Consider the following 24,396-nt stretch of genomic DNA (forward strand, 5'->3'; position numbering starts at 1 on the left):
AGTTGGTTCAATCAGGAATCCTTATGCCACAAGCTCTACCATCCGACCCTATCTTAGTCTTTGATATTGAGACCGTCGCTGATATTGATGCGGCTCGCCGTATTTATCCGCAATTGGCGGATCTAAATGATGCGGATGCATTAAGTGCATTGACTGCGATACGCACACAAGAGGCTGGACATGATTTTATGCGCTTGCCATTACAGCGCATCGTTTGTATTTCAGCCTTATATATTAAAGATGGCAAATTATCGTTATTTTCGTTGACAGCCGATAAGTTTGACGAAAAAGACATTATTGCCAAGTTTTTTCGAGCATTTAGTGACCTTGAAAAACTGCCACAGCTCATCAGCTGGAATGGCTCAGGTTTTGATATTCCGGTGCTCATATATCGTGCCATGCAGTATGATTTGTCCGCACCGTGGTTGTTTGAAGAAGGCGCACGTATCAAAAACATGCGCTTCGATAATTATGTCAATCGCTTCCACACGCGCCATCTTGATTTGATGGACAGATTTAGCCAATACGGTGCCAGTCGCCGCGAAGCGATGGATGTGGTTGCAAGTTTATATGGCCTACCGGGCAAAACAGATGTCGATGGCAGTATGGTTGGCGATCTCGTTAGCAATGACGACTGGCAGACACTATCGATATATTGTGAGTCTGACGTCATGAATACTTGGCTGATCTATTTGCGCTGGTTGCGTTTGACAGGAGAGCTGTCTTCCACAGATTTTGATGCTTGGCAACAGCAGAGCTATGATTATCTAGCAAAGTATACCCAAGCAGATGGCAGTGCACGCCATCAAGAATTCATTGCGGACTGGTCATCTGCACCCAAATCATAAAACACCGTATTACATATAATGGCTGTTACCCTCATTACCCTATTTTTAGTTATTTATCATTTATTATTAAGGCAGGTTTATGCAACCCACCGATTCAAAAACGTCTACAACGCTTGATACCACGCAAGATGCCGTGCAAAAAGCCAACGATACTCAAGCCATTGCTATTCCACCTAATAAAAAAAAATCCAAGCCCTCACCAAAGACGCGTCGTCGTCTGAAAGAGGCAGAGCCGATTCCTTTTACCGTTGATAGATTGTCACATGATGGTCGCGGTGTTGCCATCTATGGCAATGGTTTTGGGGTTGATGATGGCCACGCTGAAGACAAACATGGCAAAACAGTCTTTGTCAGTTTTGCGTTGCCAGGTGAAAGCGCATTGGTCAAAATAACCAATAGCCGTGCCAGTTTTGAGGAAGGCGATGCAATCAGCATCACTGCCAATACAAATCCTGAACGCGCCGTACCGCCTTGCCCACATTTTGGCGTCTGCGGCGGCTGCAACTTGCAGCACTGGGAACCTGTAGGACAAATCAATTTTAAACAATCTGTACTGGCTGAAATGCTTATGCATCAAGCCAATGTAGCGCCGGATCATTGGCTTGAGCCAGTCGTCGGCGACCGTTTAGGTTATCGCACTAAAGCTCGACTTGGCGTCCGTTATGTCGTCAAAAAAGAAACGGCATTGGTGGGTTTCCGTGAGCGCTCAAGTAATTTCTTAGCCGAGTTAAATGAATGTCATATCTTAGATCCACGCATTGGTTTTGAGATTGAAAATTTAAAAACGCTAATTAGCACATTAGAGAGCCGTGACAAGATTGCCCAGCTTGAATTGGCCATGGGTGAGCAAATACCTGAGCTGCCCGATGGCAATCAACCCGTTGCTCTTATTGTGCGCAACTTGGAACCATTGTCAGATGCTGATATAGATAAATTAAAAGTGTTTTTTGCTGCCCGCAATTGGCAACTATATTTACAGTCTAAGGGTGTTGATAGCATTCAGCGTATCGCCTTAACGAATGATGATGACATGAGCCAGCAGTTTGGACGCTTGTATTATCAATTACCAGAGTATGACCTCACTTTTGAGTTTATTCCTACCGATTTTACGCAAGTAAACCTGTCTGTGAACCGTCAAATGACCAAAATTGCCTGCGACTTGCTAGAGTTAAAAGCAGGTGAACGCGTACTGGATCTGTTTAGTGGATTGGGCAATTTTAGCTTGCCGTTAGCGCGACTCGTTGGTGAAACAGGCTCAGTTATTGGTGTTGAAGGTAGCGAAGCCATGACCGCACGCGCCGCTGATAATGCACGTCGCAACGGCATCACCAATACTGAGTTCTATAGCCAAGACTTGACGCAAGACTGCACTGACAAACCTTGGGCCAATCAAGGCTTTGATGCGCTATTAATTGACCCACCGCGTTCTGGTGCATGGGAGATTATGCAGTATTTGCCTAAATTCAATGCCGAGCGCATCGTTTATGTTTCTTGCAACCCTGCAACACTTGCTCGCGATACCAAAGCATTGTTAGAGCAAGGCTATCGTTTGACTCATGCTGGCGTGATGGATATGTTTTGCCATACGGGTCATGTCGAGTCAATCGCTCGTTTTGAGAAAATAGCCGTTTAGTACCCTTCTTCGTTAATTGAACCTTTCAAAATAGCCGTATTTTCAGCAACTTATTCTTAATCAAAACTTAAGTTAAGCAACGCTAATAAATGACGGCTATTTATTCTAATTAACAACAGACATTACATAGCCTCCCTTGATTTGTCGCTTCAAAATGCGATAATAACAAACAATCTTCTTATGTTTACTTAGTCGAAACATAGTGAATATTTGCACTCATAACTTTATATATTTTACGCGCATTTTATGGCTGCTAGAAATAGAGATTTTTAGCAGCCATACTGGCTTATATCTGACACTTGGTGAATCATAAATTCAAAGTGTAGGCATAGTAGATGAGGTTATAATCAATTCAAAATAGCTAAGAGGAGTCGGCTATGGTAAAAATTCGTGAAGGATTACCGCTAGTGGATGGACAGACCACGCAAGCCGATAGTGCAGCACTGGCGGCGCAACTGGTCGCGAGCCAACGCTCTCATCAGTCCGCCAACAGCTATGCCCAAATCCCGCTCGATATCAAATACCAGCTGTCCACTCATAAGCTACACACCACTTTTGATCGCTCAGCTTTATATGCTCTTCACAGTCATGATCCAAAGCTCAAAAATGAATATTCTGACAATCTGCTTTTAGATAAAAATCATGCGATTTCAAAAAAAGAGCTTGAAACGATTGACTCAGATCAGATGAATATTGATATTCCTACTTGGTTAGACAATGTAGCCAAGCGTATTGGGCAAGAGTCCGTACCCAATCTAAGCGCTGCTTGTGAATTTATCCGCAATCATATGAATACCAGCAAGTCTGAGCGTTCAGGCGCTTATGTGACTGGTATCGGTATGACCGACATATTGACCTATCTGTATCAAGACGAAGATGCCCTTGTCGCGGCCATGCTATATCGTAGCGCACGTAAATCAGTCATCAGTCTCGCTGATATAGAAAAAAACTTTGGGGCGGACATATCGACCTTAGTCAAAGATACTCTAGCCATGGGGCAGCTGTCTGAAATTATTGAGAGTAATAAACGCTTAGAAGATCACTTCGTCAACAATCAACGTGACCAGCTATCTAATATTTATAGCATGCTCATTTCTGTCACCAACGATGTGCGCGTGGTACTGATTAAACTCGCTGAGCGTACTTTTGCCATGCGCGAATTGACCTTTTCTAATGAAGAGCGTCAAAGCCGCGTAGCACGTGAGGTCATGACTATTTATGCTCCGTTAGCGCATCGATTGGGTATCGCGCAACTTAAGTGGGAGCTTGAGGACTTAGCCTTTCGTTATCTTGCGCCTGAACGTTACAAAGAGATCGCCAAACTGCTGTCTGAAAAACGCAGCGAACGCGAGTCCTATATTCAGCGCGTGCAAGACCAGCTGAATGAAGCGTTGGCAGAAGCCAATATTGAGGGCGAAGTTTCTGGACGCGTCAAGCATATCTACTCTATCTACCGAAAAATGAAGCTCAAAGGTTTATCTTTCGATCAGCTCTATGATATTCGTGCGCTGCGGGTACTGGTGACTAGCCCCTCAGATTGTTATCACGTGCTCGGATTGGTACACGGTTTATGGCGTTATATTCCTGAGCAATTTGATGATTATCTTACCAATCCTAAGTCCAATGGCTACCGCTCATTACATACGGCGGTGATTGCTGAGAACAAATCGCTTGAAGTACAGATTCGTACTCATGAAATGCATTTTGAGGCCGAGCTTGGCATGTGCGCACATGTCAATTACAAAGAGGGTCTGAAAAACAAAAAGGACAACTACCTTAATCAACGGATCAACTCTCTGCGTCAGCTATTATCTATCAATAATGAAACGCGTAATCAGCCACGCTCGTCTTTAGTAACAGGCGAAGACATAGATGAGATGGGCCTTGATGAAGAAGAGCAACTCGTTGATTTTGATGAGCTCGAACGTATTTATATCTTTAGCCGTGATGGAGACATTACCGAGCTGCCAAAAGGCGCGACCGTCCTTGATTTTGCCTATTATGTGCATACGCAAGTTGGTAACCGTGCGCAGGCCGCTCGAGTCAATCAGCGCTATGTACCGCTGACCTATCAGCTCAAAACTGGCGAACAAGTCGAAATCATTACCAAGGCCTCACGTGAGCCCAATCGCGACTGGCTGGTCGCTTCACTTGGTTATATTCATACCAATCGCGCCCGCTCAAAACTGCGGCAATGGTTCAACAAACAAGATCGCGATAAAAATATCGAGATTGGCCGTCAAATGCTCAGCAAAGAGCTTGAGCGTTTATCTGTGCATCCAAATAGCATCGATTTGAATGACTATATTCAGCATTTTCACGTCAATACTACCGATGACATAATCGTTGGATTGGTGACAGGCGACATTGGTCTAAATCAGCTGACTGCCCATATTTCTCGGCAGCTACATTTAGAACCTGAAACAGATCCAGAGGATTTTGTACCGAGCGCAGACACCAGAGATGCAAGCAAACTTGATGCTTACAAAATTCGTATCGATGGGCTGGATAATATCGAAATTAACTTAGCTGGCTGCTGCCATCCTGTACATGGTGAGCCGATAGCTGGCTATATTACCTTGTCACGAGGTGTCAGTGTGCACAACCGTGGTTGCCCTGAATATTCACGCCTTATCGAGCGCGATCCTGAACGCGGCATAGAAGCAGCTTGGCGGGTTCAGTCTGGTCGTTATCAACCAGTTGATATTCACGTAGAGGCCTATGACAGACGGGGGCTATTGCGGGATTTGACGCAAATTATCGACAAAGAAAACGTCAATATTCGCCAAGTGCAAACGCTTAGCAATGACGATAACATTGCCTTTTTGAAATTTCATATTGAAGTTTCAGGCTTGGCACATTTATCCAAACTGTTGGCCAAACTGGAGCAGCAACATGGTATATTGCATGCTCGGCGTGCCGTTGCTTAATATAAAAATAAATTCGTACACCTTTTTTTAATCAAAGAGTCACCCTAAAAACACCATGCCTGAATTGCCCGAAGTAGAAACAACTAAGACCAGCCTTTCACCATTATTGGGGCAACAAGTCGTTGATCTAAAAATATTTCAGCCGAAGCTACGCTGGTCGATGCCCGATGACTTAGATAAGCTAGTCAATCACACATTAAATAGCGTCGAACGTCGAGCGAAATATTTAATACTAAATTTTTTGCCAGTAGCGCCCAATAATGCTCACACTGCTGCTGGAGTTGATACATCAGCGCCGCGTCAGCTATTGATTCATCTCGGGATGTCAGGTAGCTTACAGCAGCACCGTTACGGTACTGAGAAACGCAAACATGATCATTTGATGATCGTTTTTAACGATGCAGATAATACAAAATATCAGTTACATTATCATGACCCAAGACGTTTTGGCTCAGTTTTATGGTATCAGGATTATAGTGCTAAACTATTGGATCATCTGGGTCCTGAGCCACTGTCAGATGAATTTACTGCTGACTATCTGTACCATTTAATCCAACGTACAAACCTAGCAGATAAACACATATCTAATAAAAGCATTATCGATAAAGCAGCCAATAAAACCAAATCACCTAAATCACCACAGCCTATCACCCGCCCTATCAAATCAGTCATTATGGAACAACAGGTTGTGGTTGGCGTTGGTAATATCTATGCGACAGAAAGTTTGTATCTATCAGGCATACACCCTGCTATCCCTGCTCATCAACTATCCTATGAGCAAATCGCTATTTTGGTTGGTCACATTAAAGTTATCTTACAAAAAGCAATAGAACTTGGTGGGTCGACACTACGAGACTTCACAGTGGCAAGTGGCCAAACCGGTTACTTCCAACAGACGTTGAACGTTTACGGTAGGCAAGGTGAAGCATGTACACATTGTGAGACAATGCTCGAGAATATCAAACTTAATGGCCGAGCCAGCGTTTACTGTCCACATTGCCAACCTATCACCTAAAAACCTTATCATGGGCAATTAAAATAGATTTGAAACATTAGGGCATGTCATAGTCAGCTATCTTATATTTTTGCTATGACGGCTAAACGGCGCGCATTTGTATTGCTTATTAACGCGCATCTTGCTTTAATAGTGCTAGGATTTACATAAATAGTGCATACTGTTTAGTTGTCTGTAATATTTAATTCATCTATCATCGCCGCGGTATTTCTATGTAGAAATAACAGCAGCAAGCAATCATATTAATTATGAATTTTAGGATATCGTTATGACTGTTAAAGCCAAGAACCGACGCACAGTTAAACAGAAAGTTTTTACTGTAGCCGCAAGTTTAAGTTTATTGGTCGCTAGTATGCAGCCCGCCTTGGCAGCAATAGAAATTGATGAAACAGATTTTGGACCTTCTTACGAAACCATGGTGGTTGATACTGTCGTTGGTAAGCCTTTACAACTTGTAACCGCCGTTGCAGGCACTGCCGCTTATCTGGTTAGTTTGCCTTTTTCACTTATCGGTGGTAACGCAGATCAGGCGCAGCAGAAGCTATTTGTCGAACCTTGGGATGCAATGGGACGTTGCTTGGGTTGCACTGTCGCCGAAGATAACTACTATAAATCACAAGTCGATAATAATAATATTATACGCATCGTCGTCGACCAACCATCAGAGATTTTGATCAACACTAATGATTATGTAGTCGTGACTCCATAATCATTTATTTTTAAGACAATTCAATAATATACGATTATCCAAGATAATAACTTTATTAATAGACAATAAAAAAAGGCTAACATTGCGTTAGCCTTTTTTGTTGTTTGATTCTGCTTAAGTCAAACTATCAACTTAAATCAAACTATTAAGCACCTTTCTTACCACGACCATGACGCTTACGCTCACTCTCGGTCAAATAGCGTTTACGAATACGAACCGCTTTTGGTGTTACTTCGACCAATTCATCATCTTGGATAAATTCAAGTGCCTGTTCAAGCGTAAATTTAACGGCTGGCGTCAAAGTCAACGCTTCATCTGTACCACTAGCACGAACGTTGGTTAATTGCTTAGCAGTGGTAGGATTGACGGCCATATCATCGTTACGAGAGTTTAGACCAACAATCATACCTTCATAAACTTCAAGCTGTGGCTCAGCGAATAGTTTACCGCGCTTTTGTAGGTTAAACAGTGCAAAGCCTAGGCAAGTGCCATTTGCCATAGAAACCAATACGCCGTTAGAGCGACCACCAACATCACCGATCTTTTGCGGACCATAATGTGAGAAGCTTGACGTCATGATGCCACTGCCTGAAGTCAGTGTTAAGAACTCTGAGCGGAAGCCGATCAAGCCACGAGCTGGCATGGTCGCTTCAATGCGCATACGACCTTTACCGTCAAGCTCCATATTGGTCATTTCGCCTTTGCGTAGACCAACCTGCTCCATAATAGAACCTTGATGTCCGTCTTCAATATCAAAGACAACGTTTTCATAAGGCTCTTGTAGCTTACCATCAACTTCTTTAACAATAACTTCTGGGCCTGATACACCAAGCTCAAAACCTTCACGGCGCATGTTTTCAATCAGTACAGACAAATGAAGCTCACCGCGACCTGATACTTTAAATTTATCAGGAGATTCAGTATCTTCTACACGTAATGCTACGTTATGAATCAGTTCACGCTCAAGACGCTCACGGATATTACGTGAAGTCACAAACTTACCATCACGACCAGCAAAAGGTGAATTATTTACTTGGAAGTTCATAGATACGGTTGGCTCATCTACCGTTAGTGCTGGCAGCGCCTCAACATTATTAGGATCACAAATTGTGTCTGAAATATTAAGCGCATCAATACCTGTAATACAGACGATATCACCCGCTTGTGCATCTTCTACTTCAATGCGGTCAAGACCGTGATAGCCCATAATCTTTAAGATGCGACCATTACGCGTTTTGCCATGCTTATCAATAACCGTAACTTGTGTGTTCGTTTTAATCTTACCACGTTGGATACGGCCGATACCGATAACACCAACAAAGCTATTGTAATCAAGGCTTGAGATTTGCATGCGGAATGGCGCATCTGCATCAACCTGTGGCGCTTGTACAACATCAACGATAGTTTTGAAAAGTGGTGTCATGTCATCAGCTAAATCGTCTGCTTCTAGACCTGCAACGCCATTTAATGCTGATGCATAAACAACTGGGAAATCCAACTGCTCATCAGTGGCACCTAGGTTGTCAAACAGATCAAATATTTGATCCATTACCCAATCAGGGCGTGAGCCAGGACGGTCAATTTTGTTAATAACAAGAATTGGCTTTAGACCTTGCTCAAATGCTTTTTGTGTTACAAAACGAGTTTGAGGCATTGGACCATCAACAGCATCGACAACTAAAAGTACGCAGTCAACCATTGACATTACACGCTCAACTTCACCACCGAAATCGGCGTGACCTGGAGTGTCCACAATGTTGATACGATATTCAGTGTCTTCAGTCTGATCTGTCCAGCGGATAGCTGTATTTTTAGCCAAAATAGTAATACCACGTTCTTGCTCAATATCACCTGAGTCCATTGCACGTTCAGCAATGTTTGCACGGTCGCCAAAAGTACCAGATTGATGTAATAGCTTATCAACCAAAGTCGTTTTACCGTGGTCAACGTGGGCAATAATTGCAATGTTACGCAGGTGTTTGATATCGTTCGCCATATAAAATGCTCGTTTTGTCTTAAAAAAATGCAGTAGCAGTAAGCGCCGCTGGATAAACTTCTATAATAAATCAGACAGATATTGAGTAGCTATTTTTAGAGAACCTCATAATAGTGAAGATCAAAAAAAATAAAATAATTTCAATATAATCAGATATCTATGCTGATGAATTCATCGTACAGATGGCTATGCTAATGTACACCCTGTCAACTTACAGAATGTTTGGGCGGTTAGTATAACATTATTGCTTCATAAATTTATGTAATAACTTGCTTTTCTCAATACATAAATAAAAAAAAGCCACCTAGTGGGCAGCTTTTTTTGTAACTAATTATTTAATAATCATAACCGAGTGGCTACTAATTACTGAACAACCATATCTTTGGTTTGTTCAACAGTCATTGTTTTGTCACCAGTAATGATGGCATAAACACGACGGTTCATAGCGCGACCTTCTTCAGTGTCGTTTGGCGCGATTGGATTATCGTAACCATAGCCAACAGTTGATAGACGGTTTGGAGCAATACCGAATTCGTTAGTTAGCATAGATTTAACAGCAACGGCACGAGCTTCAGACAGACGTTGGTTATAACGTGCTGATGGACCAGTCTTAGAAGCATGACCTTCTACACGCGCCATAGAGTTAGGATACTCACGCATCTTCTCTGCTACTTTAGCGATTTCTGGCTTATATTGATCTTTGATAGCTGATTTGTCGTTATCAAAGAACACACGTAATTCCATTTTTAGTTCATCAGTAATGTCTACTGGTACTGGGCAACCACGTTCATCAACAACCACGTTCATTGGAGTACCTGGACATGCATCCATGCTATCAGATACGCCATCACCGTCAGAATCAAGATCAGATTCAACAATGACTACTGGAGTGTTGTCAATAACTGGCTCTGGCTCTTGCATTGGCGGTACTGCTACCGTAGGTGCTAAATGGCCACCAAGTACAACTTCTAGACCGGCCAAAGCCATGCCTTCCCACCAGTTTTGATCAAAGTTATGAATCGCACGAGCTTCACCACGTAGGCTTAGCGCATCATTCATACGATACATAGCACCTAAACCTAGGTTACCGATAGTATCTTTAGTGCCACTAACTTTATCGCCTGAAGAATCTTTAATTTCAAGTTTAGATTGGCCAGCACCAATCAACATATAAGGTTTAAGAGCGCTGTCAGTGTAACCAGTAAGTTCTTCTGTACCAATCAAGAAGTTACCAGAAATCATTTCTTGCTCTGCGTCAAAAGAGTTAGAACCATCTTGGCGAATAGCATCAGTATTTGACACGCCATACTCTACTTGGAACTGAGTAGAAGGAGTAAGCTCGATACCTAACGCTGCACCAGTGTATAAGCCATCTTCTTTATAGTAGCTATCACCATTACCGCTATAGTCTTTTAGTAGTTCAGCCTGATCATCCTCAGCACCTTCGCTATAATGATAACCAAGTAATAATGGGCTGATAGTTACGCCAGCATTAGCTGCTAAAGGAGCAGCTGTTACGGCAAACAGAGCTAGAGCTATTTTATTCAATTTCATGGACTTCCTCCAAAGGATAATTTTAGTAATGCGTTAAGCAAAACCGATTTTCAAGACGCTCTAAAGTAAACATCTTTTACGCATTTTAAGTTACAAAGCAAAACCAATTAAGGAGTAGCTTAGCGATTATCAATTCAGTTTACAACTTTTTTCGTTAACCAGCTACACATTATTACACGATAATGTTGTAACCAAAACACAATAACCAGCTCAAGTTACTTAGAACCAACACACCTTACGCTTTTTATCTTTTGTATGTCAGTTCGCAATAGATAGTGAATCTAACAGCATCTATTGTCTAAAGTCATTTTAATACACTTAGTTATTTTTCTCTATTATTAAAACCTAGCATTCACCAATTGAAACATTTTTTGACATTAGACATATATTCTGTTTATATTACAATAGTCAACATTATTCGATATATATTATATTTAGCTAATAATGCTAAGAAATGAGATTTTTTACCGTATCAAAGTAATTATAACAGGTAATAACGCTTTATGACCCTGCTTTACAAAATATCGTCACATTACAGCAAGCTTTCTACTTACAAACCTAACCAAGGTTTTACACTGGTTGAGCTCATGGTGATGCTTACTGTGTTAACGATCATAATAACTATGGCAACTCCCACCATCCAAAAACAATTGGCGAGTATGGAGGCCAAACGCGTTAAAAGTCAGTTAGAAAATACACTTACTTTGGCTAAAGCGGAAAGCTATACCAGAAGAGAGAATGTATTGGTTTGCTTGTCTGATACTGGAGGACATTGCCACAGAGATGGTAACAATGCACTTTTGCTATTTATAGATAAAAATGACAATAACGATTTTGATGCTGAAATAGATTCTTTGCTAACTCAGATTTCCTTGAACCTTAAATACAGCCAGCTAAGCTTGAGAGTAGGAAACAAACGCCATTATACAAAGTTCTGGGGTAATAGCGGCACACCTCGAGGTCATTTTGGCCATATCAAATACTGTCCAACTGTCGCTTATAACACAGCCATGTACCTAATCTCATTTAGCCAAATGGGCATAGTGAAGCAAAAACTTAACGAAAATCACCCTACACAATGCGATGAATAATAAAAATGGTAAATGACAACATTTAACTGTCTTTGTGCATGGCATTTTTCATCATAACAACAGCTTGCTCAAGTCCTACGAATACGGCATCGGCAATAAGCGCATGTCCGATGTTCAACTCATATATGCCATCAATTTGGGCAATAGCATAAACATTGTCACGCGTCAGACCATGACCTGCATTAATTAAAAGTTTACTATTCATACGTTGGGCGGTGGCGACTGCTTGTCTGATTCGCTGCAACTCAGCATCTTGTACATTTAAATAGCCTGCCAGACCTGCTTCAGCGTAAGCACCCGTATGCAATTCTATAGCATCTGCTCCGCAATCTATGGCGGCAGAAATTTGCTTTTCTTCTGGATCAATAAATAAGGAAACTTTGATTGCTGCAGCTTGCAACTTTTCAATATAGCCTGTTAGCCAAGTTACCTGACCTGCAACATCAAGACCACCTTCTGTCGTTAGCTCCGCGCGCTTTTCGGGAACTAAGCAAACCCAAAATGGCTTAACCTCACAGGCAATCTCAAGCATCTCAGACGTGGCTGCCATCTCTAGATTCATTCTAGTGGTTAATTTCCCTGCCATCTCATAAACATCGGAGTCTTGAATATGACGTCGATCTTCACGCAAATGTAGGGTAATACCATCTGCCCCCGCCTTCTCACACAATAAGGCCGCGTCTAAAGGACTCGGATAATGAACACCGCGGGCTTGACGCAAAGTGGCTACATGATCGATATTCACGCCTAACAATGGTTTTTGCGAGATGTCTTTCGACGAAGGAGAGGAAGACGTAGTCATAAAAAATCCTTTTGGTAGCGCTGCTGCTGTTGCCATAGCAAACGACTTTGCAAGGGTTGATAGTCAAGTAAATGATCAAGCAGATAACGATGTAGCTTTGACCAATTATTCAGTGTTGTTTCGGTAATGCCTGACTCTGCCATCTGAATAATATCAGCACCCCTAAAAACCGTCTGTGCAGACTCGCTCTCTAAATGCTCAGAATCCATATTATTCAATACGATCGGCACTAAACCGACATCAGGCAAAAAACGATAAAAACGATCAGCCTCGAGCGTATCTTGGACACTGTCGTGCGTTAGCGTTAAAGTGAATCCTAACTCGTCAAATAAGTGCTGCTCAAATTGCCTCAAACACAAACGCAATTCGTTAGCACTTAGAGGCTGCTTAAGTTGACGTAGACTGTTCTGATAATGCTGCCACAATACTGGCATTGGGTCTTCAGTAGGCAGTAGCCGCCACAGTATCTCGTTTAAATACAATGCTGAGTATTGATGTTGACCAGTAATATTTTCGTAAGGCACCGACTCTATAGTAGAGGTTTCGTCTTCACAAAAGATACCTGTTTGAACAGCATTTATTTCAACAGCGTTTTGCGACGCAATACTCATTTGACTGAATGTTTTTAAATCACGTTTGCCCGTAGCAAAGAGCTGTAACGGCATAAATAGCGGCACGCCTTTTTTTCCAATACCATGTATCACACCATATTGCTGAGAAAATAAATAATACAAGGCGCGCTTTTCTTGATAAGGGCGCTGATGTAATAAATAACCAACTAACGCTTCATTACGCATTTCTTGTTATCCAAGCATCTACACGATTGTCAAAAGGCGGCTATCAAGTCGCTATTAGTACCCTAAGCTGGTTAACGCACGTTCGTCATCAGACCAACCACGTTTCACTTTGACCCACAGTGTCAGCATAATTTTTTTATCAAAAAGCTGTTCCATATCTTTACGGGCATCCATACCGACTTGCTTGATACGTTGACCTTTGTCACCAATTACAATGGCTTTTTGGCCGCTACGCTCGACATAAATAGTCGCATCAATGAAAGTACAAGCCTTGCGTGGACGGCCTGTTTTTGGATCAGTATGCGCAGGCTCATCTTTAAAGGCGTCAATCTGCACAGTTAGGTCATAAGGCACTTCATCCCCAGCACTACGCATAATTTTTTCGCGGATGATTTCGCTGGCCAAAAATCGCTCTGAGCGGTCAGTGATTTGTTCTGTATCATAGATAGGGGCAGCAATAGGCAAATGCGAGGCGATTACCTCTTGTAGACGATCCAGATTTTGATTTTTTAACGCAGAGACAGGTACGATATCAGCAAAATCAAAACTATCATTAAACGTCTCAATCAGCGGTAACACGCTGCCTTTATCTTTTAAGGTATCTGATTTATTAATCACTAATACCACATTTAAATTTGTGTCGCCAAGTTTTTGTAGAACTAATAAATCATCATCACGCCATTGATCTGAATCAACAACAAATAACACCAAATCAACGTCTACTAAGGCAGATATGGCAGCTTTATTCATACGCTCGTTAATAGCACGTACTTCATTTCGATGAATGCCCGGTGTATCAACAAACACCGCCTGCATTTCATGATTTGACAAAATACCGTGAATACGATGACGAGTCGTTTGCGGCTTACGTGACGTGATAGATAGCTTTTGACCCAACAAATGGTTCATTAAGGTCGACTTACCAACATTTGGACGTCCAACAATGGCAACATAGCCAGTTCTAAAGTCATCAGCCATAGGGGCATGATCACTAGGAGCAAAAAACTCTTCGATCGCCATATCATTTTCTAATGTGATATCTTCTGAATCATTGAACTCATGGCTAGTTATATCAGCATTGTCTTGGCTTGAATTTGTCTCTGTGTTTTTGATCATATCGTCGGCAATATCTTCATTATTTGATGGCAAATCAGTACGATTGCTCATAGGTTAATCCTGTAAAGTTTATAGCCAGCCAAACGGCGCTTAATGGTGTATAGATTATATCAGCACTAAAAAAGCAGCACGGTTATCGACTGGAGAGTATTTGAGGTTTTAAAATATAGTTGATCCTAAAAAAAAGGTACAACCATTATAACTTGCCGTCAACATAATATTTTTTTGCTTGCTGTGCCTACGTAGACAGAGTCTACTAAGATATTATGTTGCACCACTGTATTTATTTTATAGTGGATTGACTATAAGTCACGTTTAAGATAAATAGAATAAGTACTTGTCAGAACAAAGATCACTTAAAAGGGTATGCTAAATTGAAAATTGTATTTGCTATATGTACTTACTATGAATGTCATCTCAATTATGAACGCTTTTTGGCTGAAGCTGGAAGCTTGTGTAACTGATTAATCATAAGTTCGGCTGCTTTTTGTTCAGCAATACGGCGGCTCTCACCAGATTCCGTAATATCAGCACAATTATGGATATTAACATGACAACGTACGACAAAGATTTGATGCGGTGCGTTACCACGCGTTTCCATAAGCTCATAATGTGGCAAATCAAACTGCTTTGATTGTAGCCACTCTTGCAATCGACTCTTGGCATCTTTTAGGGCTTTTTGATCATTCACGCTATCAATCAAATCTCCATACCACGAGAGAACACAATGACGAGTAATGTCCATATCTTGGCTGTCTAAATAGATAGCGCCAATCAGAGATTCCACCGCATCAGCCAGTATAGAAGCACGATTGCGTCCGCCGCCCTTGCGCTCACCTACTCCTAAGATAAGATGATTAGAAAGCTCTAAATTTTGGGCAATAATAACCAGTGATTCTTGGCGCACCAACGTCGCACGCATACGGGTTAAACGCCCTTCATTTTGACTAGGATAACGATGATATAAAGCCTCACCTACAATCATTCCTAATAATGCATCGCCCAAAAACTCTAGGCGCTCATAGTTTTTTTTGCTATCAAATGAGCGGTGTGTCAATGCAAGCTTTGGTAGGCTCAAATCATTAAACACATAACCTAACTTGCGCGTTAATACGGCTAAGCGCTGAATAAATTCTGCGCTAACAACAAGCGTATCAACCGACGTGCTATTTTTTTGGGAAGTAGGAACCGCTTGGGAATGCTGCGAAGTTGGTTTCATGCGTGGCTTTTGGTTATCCCTTCTGTTTTACTGGTTTAATGGAAAATAGTCGTTGCTCGTTTGGTACAAAGAAGATAAAAATCCTCTTAAATTATTCTGCTGTTGCCATAGTAATATCCCCTTCGAAACGATTGACGATATCAACATTGGCAAAGAAATTTTTGGTGACCGCATATTCTTTACGGACAGCCAATTGGCCAGTTTTTTTATTGGTAAATACCAATAGGTCTTCGGCTTTGGTGTCATAGTCAGCATTGATAGATAACTGTTTATTGACACGTTCGACGAACTGTTTGGCTGTCTCGTTATTGCTATTGGACTCATTGAGCTGTGCGCTTACCGTCTTAGTCAACTGATAATCGCCGATCTGAGCGGGTACAATAGCAATCATTAATTTGACAGCAACGCCTAGAGCTATAATAAGCAGAACGGTGCTCGTCACACTAGCACCACGCTGTGTGGCCAATCCAGATAATTGCTGCATTATGATATCTCTCTACTGGTAGATGACTATTTTTAATAAATGCCTAGATGTTGAGGCGTGTCATCAATTAGCACATTGATGACACGCCTTAGGTCTCTGTTTATTAAATAAAATAGTAACAATATTAGCACAAAACTATTATTGGTAAATAAACCAATAGCGATTCTTACAGACTTAATCGATAGTACCATTACGTTTAAAGGTTGGTAAATTGAGTCCTGGTGGTTTATGCATCCAGATATAAACTGCCTTACCAGCTAAGTTCTCATTAGGTACAAAGCCCCAGAATCGACCATCAGCACTGCGATCGCGGTTATCACCCATGACAAAATACTGCCCGTCTGGAACCTGAATCCGCCAGCTAGTGCCTTCTGAACTGACCACTTCTGGCGATTGCTGTTGCAAAAATGGCGCGTACTGAGCACTGTTCATGCCATTTAAGTAGCGAACAAGATGCTGGTTGTCACCTTGTGTCTCTTGAAAATAGCGCGCTTCTGCTTCTTCTTGTTGACCCATCTCTGCCGCACTTTCTTCTGTCAGTACCTGATCAGGAGCAATTTGTCCTGGCAAATAAAGCTGTGAGGTCAACTCTGTATCCGCAGCGAAATCAATTGATTTGGTGTCAACCGGCACATCATTGATAGAAATAGTTCCTTGATCATAGCTAACGGTATCGCCAGGCAGACCAATGACACGTTTAATATAATAAATACTTGGGTTTTCAGGATAACGGAATACTGCAACATCACCATGTGCAGGCTCACCTGTATCCAATACCTTATTATAAGTCAGCGGCAATCGCACACCATAGGCATACTTATTAACAGCAATGAAGTCACCCGTATATAGTGTCGGCACCATAGAAGATGAAGGAATGTTAAAAGGCTCAATCAAAAACGAGCGTACTACTAGTACCACTGCCAATACAGGAAAAAAATCATAAGCCCAGCGAACCAATAAGCTCTCTTGACCACGTCCGCGCGTTTTACGTTGCTTTAGCGCCAGTTTATCCAATAGCCAAATAATACCTAAGCCTATAGTCAACGGCACTAAAATCAAATTAAAATCAAAATCCATACCAAATTGCCTATTAACGAGCAGCTTATCTCACTACTTAGACCATGAGACCAGCCACACTTGACGTATTATTATGCGCAAAAACCAAACGAGATGGGTTCAGCAATTAGCTATCAACTTGTAACACTGCTAAAAAGGCTTCTTGGGGGATTTCAACATTCCCAACCTGCTTCATGCGTTTCTTGCCTGCTTTTTGCTTAGACAGCAGTTTTTTCTTACGTGATACATCACCACCATAACACTTGGCCAAGACATCTTTACGCATGGCTTTGACCGTACTACGGCCAATAATCTGACTACCAATCGCTGCTTGGATAGCCACGTCAAACATTTGACGCGGAATCAATTCTTTCATCTTAGTCACTAACGCATTACCACGGTAACGTGATTGGGTTTCATGCACAATCATCGCTAATGCGTCCACTTTATCACCATTAATCAATACATCTACTTTGACGAGTTTATCAACTTGATAACGTTCAAAATTATAATCTAATGATGCAAATCCACGAGAGACAGATTTTAAGCGATCAAAGAAATCCATGACCACTTCACCCATTGGAATATCAAAAACAAGCTGAACTTGCTTGCCCATAAAGCGCATATCAACTTGCACACCGCGGCGCTCAATACATAGCGTCATGACATTACCTAAGTAATCTTGCGGTACCAAAATATGGCAACGAGCAATCGGCTCACGAAATTCTTCGATATTGTTTGGCTCAGGCAATCTAGAAGGATTGTCCACATGAATCACTTCACCGTCTTTCTTTTTAATCTCATAGATAACCGAGGGCGCAGTGGTGATCAGATCCAAGTCATATTCGCGCTCTAGACGCTCTTGGATAATTTCCATATGCAGCATACCTAAAAAGCCACAACGAAAACCGAAACCCAATGCATCAGAGGTATCTGGTTCAAAGAATAATGACGCATCATTGATTTGTAGTTTTTGTAGTGCTTCACGGAATTTTTCGAAGTCACTAGAGTCTACTGGAAACATACCAGCGTACACTTGCGGCGTAATCTGTTTAAAACCCGGAATACGCTCCACATCAGGTGTCTTGGAATGTGTAATAGTATCACCAACTGGTGCCCCAGCAATATCCTTGATACCAGCAATAATAAAGCCCACTTCCCCGGCTTCTAAAATACCAGTGTCTAAAGGCTTAGGGGTAAATACACCGATAGAGCTGACAGGATGCGCTTCTTTGGTCGATTTAATATAAATCTTATCGCCTTTTTTTACGGTTCCTTGGCGCACTCGTACTAAAGAAACCACACCCAAATAACTGTCAAACCACGAATCAATGATCAATGCTTGTAGCGGTGCTTCACGGTCGCCAGTTGGGGCTGGAATGAATTCGACCAAAGCTTCTAATAGCTTGTCGACACCCAGACCCGACTTGGCAGAGACGCGCGGTGCATCAACAGCATCAATACCGATGATATCTTCGATCTCTTGGATAACGCGTTCAGGCTCGACTTGTGGCAAATCGATTTTATTCAATACCGCCATGACCTCTAAACCTTGATCAACGGCGGTATAGCAGTTGGCCACGGACTGAGCTTCTACTCCTTGCGCCGCATCAACGACCAAAAGCGCACCTTCGCAAGCGGCTAGTGAGCGCGACACTTCATAAGAAAAATCGACGTGTCCCGGAGTATCAATGAAGTTAAGCTGGTAACGCTCACCATTAGGATGATCATAAAACAACGTGACCGACTGCGCTTTGATAGTGATACCACGCTCACGCTCAATATCCATGGAGTCCAGTACTTGCGCCTGCATCTCGCGATCTTGCAAGGCACCGCACATTTGAATAAAACGATCAGCAAGCGTCGACTTGCCGTGATCAATGTGGGCAATGATTGAAAAGTTACGAATATTGGCTAATGCAGTCACAAAGCGCCTACTAAATTAAGGGTGATAGAAAAATAAAACCAAAGGGTATTCTAGCAGTTTTCTACTGTAAAGTAAGGCGATTTTATTAGCAGAGATGTGATTTAGAAATGAAGTGGAGACGGCTTACTATAAATAAAGAGGGTTCAGCATGCTATCAACTCACAGAAACTGTGAATACAATCATTTATTTAACGCAAAAAAAAAGCCAATCACGAATGATTGGCTTTTTAAATACTGCAGTCTTACTATAAATGGTGGCGATGAAGAGACTTGAACTCTTGACCTCACGATTATGAGTCATGCGCTCTAACCAGCTGAGCTACATCGCCATTTAAGGCTCGGTATTATGCCGATACAGGCGTTATTCGTCAACCCCTAATTGGCATTTTTTGCAAAAAATATGAAATTTTATTCAAATTAACTGCAAGTATCACTACCACGAACGATAAAAAAGGTTTGGTAAACCGATAAGCCGGGTTCTGTCGTGGACAATCATTCCTCTAGGCGTATCATCGCTAATACGCTCAAGCAACCTACCCGCATCGAACGCGGGCCGCGCCATGCCGATGCCTATTTGGTCTTGCTACGCGTGGAGTTTACCATGCCGTGAACTGTTGCCAGCCACGCGGTGCGCTCTTACCGCACCCTTTCACCCTTACCGATGATATCGACGTCTTACGACAATCAAATAATCAAAGGCGGTCTCCTCTCTGCTGCACTGGTCGTCAAGTTACCCTGCCCAGCCGTTAGCTGGCACGCTGCCCTATGTAGCCCGGACTTTCCTCCCCTGCATGTCTGTTGCCAGTGTGCAGCGGCGATTGCCTAGTCTACCAAGCGCGCTAGTATAGCAAACCTGATGCTTGGCTGGGAATCTCTTTTTGGTTTATTTTCGACATGAGCAGAGAAATTTAAATAAAATCTTTCGGCAACGTTAAACAATGATCATTTATCATTGTGTCGGTATGAGTAGAGGTAGCATTATTTAGATAAGGTATTTGTAGCCAATGCGTGGTTGGATAGTGTTGTTTAAGGTACTGCTGAAGAAACTCAATAGTGCTATCTGCAATTTCGGTATCTGTATTATCAGTATCGTTATGGATATGATTATAAATAACACTATGTACAGGTAAACCACGTGCTTTGATAGCCTCTAAGCTCAGTAACGTATGATTGATACTACCCAAACGACCGGATGTGACCAAAACAATAGGGTAGTTTTGAGAAGCAATATAATCCAAGGTTAATAGCTGCTCAGTTATTGGCACCAGTAGCCCGCCTGCGCCTTCTAATAGCACCACGTCATAATCCACTTGTAAGGCTTTAGTAGCACGGGTAATCACGTCCGTTTGCACAACATCGTTAGCAAGGGCAGCAGATAAATGCGGTGAAGCGGGCTTCTCATAGCGATAAGGGCAAGTGGTAAAATTGAGGTCACACGGCTGTAGCGGAATCTCCATCAATTTGCGATGGGTCACGATGTCATCAGCAATGTTCATTGTGCCGGTATTTGGATTTATAGAAACACCCGTCTGTATCAGTTTTTGAGTGATGACATTCACGCCTTGCTGCATAAGTGCTTTGGCAAGCAGGCCAGTTGCATAGGTTTTGCCAATATCGGTATCGATTCCAGAAACAAATAAAACACTCATAATTGACCTTGCTTTGCTAAATACATGCGTATCACTTTTAACAGTGCTTGACACAAAGTGATAAGCTCATCATCAGTAATGATATAAGGTGGCATGATATAAACCAGTTTACCAAACGGTCTGACCCAAATGCCATTCTCAATCAGCAACGATTGAAAAATCGGCATATCAACAGCTGCATCTAACTCGACAACGGCAACCGCACCAAGACAGCGTACTTCGATGACGCCATGTAACATTGCGGCTGGTGCCAGTTGTTGCTCCATAATGGCTTGCATGTTTGCCGTACGTGTTTCAATATCATAAGACAATATCAAATCGATTGACGCACAGGCGACCGCGCAAGCCAACGGATTGCCCATGAAAGTAGGCCCATGCATGAGCGCTGGATACTCGCTATGATGAATCGTGTCAGCGACCTTGCGAGTGCATAATGTCGCTGCAAAGGTCATATAGCCGCCCGTTAGCGCTTTGCCAATCGTCATAATATCAGGGCTAATACCAGCATGTTCACAAGCGAACAGCTTACCACTACGGCCAAAACCAGTGGCAATTTCGTCCGCGATTAACAAGACATCGTGCTCATCGCACAATTGACGCAGTAACTGCAAATATTCAGGGCTATAGAAGCGCATGCCACCTGCGCCCTGAATAATTGGCTCAATGATAAATCCCGCCAGCTTGGACGCCTGTTTGGAGAAAAAATCCGTCAATGCCGTGCGCTCATCAGCCCTCAAGGCGCGTTCAAACCCAAGTGGTGGCGCAGGGACAAAATGCTGCATCGGTAACTGTTTGCCATACAAATTGTGCATGCCATTAATAGGATCACAAATACTCATCGCATGCCATGTATCGCCATAATAACCAGAATGGGTCGAGGCAAATTGCTGCTTAGTAGGACGATTGGCGGCTATTTGATATTGCAAAGCCATTTTTAGCGCCACCTCCACGGCTATACTGCCACTGTCCGCATAAAATATCGCATCGAGTCCAGCAGGGGCAATCGAAAGCAGTTTTTTGCCTAAATCGATGGCTGGCTGATGGGTCAAACCACCGAACATCACATGTGCCATCTTGCTTAATTGCGCAACGATAGCCGCATTCAGTTGTGGGTGATTATAGCCATGTACACTCGCCCACCATGACGACATACCATCGATAAGACGTGTGCCGTTTTCTGTGACAATGTAGATAGCTTCGGCATGATCAATCACGATATTGGGATACGTTGGCGGCAAGCTGGCATACGGATGCCAGAGGTGTTGCTGATCAAAGTCGCTAGTAGGGATATTTACTGTCATAGCACTCTCTTAAAATACAATGGTATTTTGCCAAACGCGCATACTATAAGTTGAATATCCGTATTCATCATATGCTTCCTATTTTTATAACATCATCATATATCAGTAGCAAAGCCTTACTGGCCCGTAATCCGTTTGTATTTAGACAGCAAGTCACTCTCGGTTTCGACATGGTTTGGGTCATGAGGAATACAGTCAACAGGACAAATCACTACGCATTGCGGCTCATCAAAATGACCCACACATTCGGTGCATAAATCAGGGTCGATAACATAGATATCATCGCCTTCTGATATAGCCTCATTCGGGCAGGCAGGCTCGCACACATCGCAGTTGATACATTCATCAGTGATTAGTAGTGCCATAAGAGGCTCCTTTGATATAGTCGATACTGAATAAAATGAATACACAACATTATAGAGCGAGACTGATACAAATTTTCTTGCTTGCTGTGCCTGCGCAGCTCGATGCTACAAAAAATTTATCCCAGCCTCGCTGACGCTTTTTTATATTAATCTGACTAGATGTTACTTGCTATATGTTACTGGTATCACGCTTAACTGGCGCCTTGCCATTACTTTAGCAAGTGTGGCCAGCGCATATTCTGGCTAGGGCGTGTCATCAGTTAGATTATGAGCATTAAAATGAGATAAATTGATGCTAAACAAGGAAAAATTCGCAGTGAATATGAACATATTGACAAGAATTTTGATACCGTTTAGCGAAAATTTAGCCATTTTAAGGCCATAAAGTGCATCAATGTGCTAATTGATGACACGCCCTAGTTGATATTCAGTTTTTCGACAAATGCTTGCGATACACAGGAAGGAACAAATTTATTAACATCGCCGCCAAGTTTGGCAATTTCACGAATCATAGTCGAGGAGATAAACGAATAATTTTGAGAAGGGGTCAAAAACACCGCTTCAAAGTTTTCATCAAGCTCACGATTCATATTGGCCAATTGAAATTCATATTCAAAATCAGACATGGCGCGCAAACCGCGTAAGACTGCAGTGGCGTTTTTTTCACGCATAAAATCGACCAGTAATCCCTCAAAGCCAATGACCGATACTTGCGGCAAATCAGCAAATACCGTCTCAACCAAGGCCACACGTTCCTCAAAATTAAACAGAGGCTTTTTGTGATGGCCTGAAGCAACAGCGATCACCACCTCATCAAACAGTTTGGTCGCGCGTGTCACCAAGTCTACGTGACCATTGGTAATGGGATCAAAAGTACCAGGGTACAAAATTTTGGTATGTAGCTTTGAAGACTTGAGGGAATTGATAGAAGTAGAGTGGCTCATGGCTTGGCTAATATGTCCGATGATAGTAGGCCATATGCTAGCAAATTTTGCTCAAACTTAATACTGATAGTCGATACTGAATAAGATGAATACACGATGTTATGTCGCAAGACTGGTAAAAAAAATTTGCTTACTGTGCCTCCGCCGCTTGATGCTACAAAAAATTTATCCCAGTTTCGCTGTTTCTCCCTTTTATATTGACCTGAATATCTCTGCTACATTTGTCCTAACAGCTCGTTTACCTTTTCGCTAGAGGCTTTGCTACAATACTTGGTTCGACTCATCCCTATTTAAGTCAAATGATAAATAATCTAAATGAAAGGGTTAGGATGAGGAATTAGTGGGACTAGTCAGATAAGAACACTGTATTTTTTATGGGTTCTTACGGAGAAATTATGTCAAAAAAATCAAAAAAACCTGATAATCAAATCTGTGCCAACAAAAAAGCGCGCCATGAATACTTTATTGAAGAGACGTTTGAGGCAGGTCTGGCGTTACAAGGCTGGGAAGTCAAAGCCATTCGTGCAGGCAAAATGACCATTACAGAAGCGTATGTCATCTTTCGTAATAACGAAGCTTTCTTGTTTGGTGCGCATATTCAGCCGCTATTGTCTAGCTCGACGCATGTCAGCCCAGACAGCATTCGTACCCGTAAGCTGCTGCTCAATCGCCGTGAGATTGAAAAATTGATGGGTGCAGTCAACCAAAAAGGCTATGCTTGTGTGCCGCTGTCCTGCTATTGGAAAAACTCACTAGTGAAGTGTCAAATTGGCTTGGCATTGGGTAAAAAGCAGCATGACAAACGTAAAACGCTCAAAGACCGTGACTGGGAACGTGATAAGCAGCGCGGCTTTAAGCAACATTTAGATTAAAAGTCGATCTATTTTAATCTAGCATCAAAAGGACGATTTAACATGTGGTTAAATCGTCCTTTTTTATTGGATGAATCGGTTTCATTCA

The 24,396-nt window shown here is 42.2% G+C and carries 20 protein-coding genes, 1 tRNA gene and 1 other RNA gene; 7 read left to right on the plus strand and 15 right to left on the minus strand.

What is annotated here, in order from left to right:
• The first annotated feature begins 23 nt into the window (after nt 1-23).
• From M917_RS07955 to M917_RS07975, 5 genes are all read left to right on the plus strand, one after another.
• The gene (locus M917_RS07955; protein WP_021814290.1) at nt 24-848 is read left to right on the plus strand and encodes a 3'-5' exonuclease; all 825 of its coding nucleotides are present in this window, start codon (nt 24-26) and stop codon (nt 846-848) included.
• Between the two features lie 79 nt (nt 849-927).
• A complete protein-coding gene (gene rlmD, locus M917_RS07960) occupies nt 928-2,481 on the plus strand; it encodes a 23S rRNA (uracil(1939)-C(5))-methyltransferase RlmD (RefSeq protein ID WP_021814291.1) in 1,554 nt (517 codons plus the stop codon).
• 377 nt (nt 2,482-2,858) lie between these two features.
• Nucleotides 2,859-5,411 carry a RelA/SpoT family protein gene (locus tag M917_RS07965; protein ID WP_021814292.1) on the plus strand — a complete coding sequence of 851 codons (2,553 nt, stop codon included), beginning with the start codon at nt 2,859-2,861 and terminating at the stop codon, nt 5,409-5,411.
• A 55-nt stretch (nt 5,412-5,466) separates the two neighbouring features.
• On the plus strand, nt 5,467-6,426 hold the full coding sequence (gene mutM / locus M917_RS07970; RefSeq protein WP_021814293.1) for a bifunctional DNA-formamidopyrimidine glycosylase/DNA-(apurinic or apyrimidinic site) lyase: 960 nt from the start codon (nt 5,467-5,469) through the stop codon (nt 6,424-6,426).
• Between the two features lie 268 nt (nt 6,427-6,694).
• Nucleotides 6,695-7,135: a hypothetical protein gene (locus M917_RS07975; RefSeq protein WP_021814294.1), complete on the plus strand. Its 441-nt coding sequence runs from the start codon at nt 6,695-6,697 to the stop codon at nt 7,133-7,135.
• Between the two features lie 145 nt (nt 7,136-7,280).
• On the opposite strand, the gene typA is transcribed toward M917_RS07975, so the two are convergent.
• Nucleotides 7,281-9,131 carry a translational GTPase TypA gene (typA, locus tag M917_RS07980; RefSeq protein ID WP_021814295.1) on the minus strand — a complete coding sequence of 617 codons (1,851 nt, stop codon included), beginning with the start codon at nt 9,129-9,131 and terminating at the stop codon, nt 7,281-7,283.
• Between the two features lie 363 nt (nt 9,132-9,494).
• On the minus strand, nt 9,495-10,685 hold the full coding sequence (locus tag M917_RS07985) for an OmpA family protein (RefSeq protein ID WP_021814296.1): 1,191 nt from the start codon (nt 10,683-10,685) through the stop codon (nt 9,495-9,497).
• 503 nt (nt 10,686-11,188) lie between these two features.
• Here M917_RS07985 and M917_RS07990 point away from each other — a divergent pair.
• Nucleotides 11,189-11,776: a GspH/FimT family pseudopilin gene (locus tag M917_RS07990; protein WP_051354252.1), complete on the plus strand. Its 588-nt coding sequence runs from the start codon at nt 11,189-11,191 to the stop codon at nt 11,774-11,776.
• A 22-nt stretch (nt 11,777-11,798) separates the two neighbouring features.
• Here the strand turns inward: M917_RS07990 and M917_RS07995 are convergent, their stop codons facing one another.
• The 13 genes from M917_RS07995 to coaD all read right to left on the minus strand — a co-directional run bounded on the left by M917_RS07995 (nt 11,799) and on the right by coaD (nt 23,436).
• Nucleotides 11,799-12,578, minus strand: coding sequence for a pyridoxine 5'-phosphate synthase (locus M917_RS07995; protein ID WP_021814298.1), 780 nt, complete (start codon nt 12,576-12,578; stop codon nt 11,799-11,801).
• A complete protein-coding gene (gene recO, locus M917_RS08000) occupies nt 12,575-13,375 on the minus strand; it encodes a DNA repair protein RecO (protein WP_021814299.1) in 801 nt (266 codons plus the stop codon). Before recO ends, M917_RS07995 begins: the two co-directional genes overlap by 4 nt.
• Nucleotides 13,376-13,429: 54 nt before the next feature.
• Nucleotides 13,430-14,395, minus strand: a complete 966-nt coding sequence (gene era, locus M917_RS08005) for a GTPase Era (RefSeq protein WP_051354256.1) — start codon at nt 14,393-14,395, stop codon at nt 13,430-13,432.
• Nucleotides 14,396-14,912: 517 nt separating this feature from the next.
• Nucleotides 14,913-15,710 carry a ribonuclease III gene (gene rnc / locus M917_RS08010; protein WP_021814301.1) on the minus strand — a complete coding sequence of 266 codons (798 nt, stop codon included), beginning with the start codon at nt 15,708-15,710 and terminating at the stop codon, nt 14,913-14,915.
• Nucleotides 15,711-15,801: 91 nt separating this feature from the next.
• Nucleotides 15,802-16,194 carry a DUF4845 domain-containing protein gene (locus M917_RS08015; protein WP_021814302.1) on the minus strand — a complete coding sequence of 131 codons (393 nt, stop codon included), beginning with the start codon at nt 16,192-16,194 and terminating at the stop codon, nt 15,802-15,804.
• A gap of 174 nt (nt 16,195-16,368) precedes the next feature.
• On the minus strand, nt 16,369-17,271 hold the full coding sequence (gene lepB / locus M917_RS08020; protein ID WP_021814303.1) for a signal peptidase I: 903 nt from the start codon (nt 17,269-17,271) through the stop codon (nt 16,369-16,371).
• Nucleotides 17,272-17,377: 106 nt separating this feature from the next.
• Entirely contained in the window at nt 17,378-19,177 is a 1,800-nt protein-coding gene (lepA, locus tag M917_RS08025; protein WP_021814304.1) for a translation elongation factor 4, read from the minus strand.
• Nucleotides 19,178-19,429: 252 nt separating this feature from the next.
• A tRNA-Met gene (locus M917_RS08030) sits at nt 19,430-19,506 on the minus strand.
• A 123-nt stretch (nt 19,507-19,629) separates the two neighbouring features.
• Nucleotides 19,630-20,011, minus strand: an RNA gene (rnpB, locus tag M917_RS13715) — RNase P RNA component class A.
• A 74-nt stretch (nt 20,012-20,085) separates the two neighbouring features.
• The gene (gene bioD, locus M917_RS08035; protein ID WP_021814306.1) at nt 20,086-20,826 is read right to left on the minus strand and encodes a dethiobiotin synthase; all 741 of its coding nucleotides are present in this window, start codon (nt 20,824-20,826) and stop codon (nt 20,086-20,088) included.
• Nucleotides 20,823-22,127 (minus strand): adenosylmethionine--8-amino-7-oxononanoate transaminase, encoded by a 1,305-nt coding sequence (gene bioA / locus M917_RS08040; protein ID WP_021814307.1) that lies wholly within the window; start codon nt 22,125-22,127, stop codon nt 20,823-20,825. The genes bioD and bioA overlap by 4 nt, the downstream gene beginning before the upstream one ends.
• Before the next feature lie 116 nt (nt 22,128-22,243).
• The gene (locus tag M917_RS08045; RefSeq protein ID WP_021814308.1) at nt 22,244-22,492 is read right to left on the minus strand and encodes a YfhL family 4Fe-4S dicluster ferredoxin; all 249 of its coding nucleotides are present in this window, start codon (nt 22,490-22,492) and stop codon (nt 22,244-22,246) included.
• 416 nt (nt 22,493-22,908) lie between these two features.
• Nucleotides 22,909-23,436 (minus strand): pantetheine-phosphate adenylyltransferase, encoded by a 528-nt coding sequence (gene coaD, locus M917_RS08050; protein ID WP_021814309.1) that lies wholly within the window; start codon nt 23,434-23,436, stop codon nt 22,909-22,911.
• A gap of 395 nt (nt 23,437-23,831) precedes the next feature.
• Here coaD and smpB point away from each other — a divergent pair, with 395 nt between their 5' ends.
• Nucleotides 23,832-24,308 carry an SsrA-binding protein SmpB gene (smpB, locus tag M917_RS08055; RefSeq protein ID WP_021814310.1) on the plus strand — a complete coding sequence of 159 codons (477 nt, stop codon included), beginning with the start codon at nt 23,832-23,834 and terminating at the stop codon, nt 24,306-24,308.
• Nucleotides 24,309-24,396 lie beyond the last annotated feature (88 nt).

The organism is Psychrobacter aquaticus CMS 56, assembly GCF_000471625.1.
In the GTDB taxonomy this organism is placed as follows: domain Bacteria; phylum Pseudomonadota; class Gammaproteobacteria; order Pseudomonadales; family Moraxellaceae; genus Psychrobacter; species Psychrobacter aquaticus.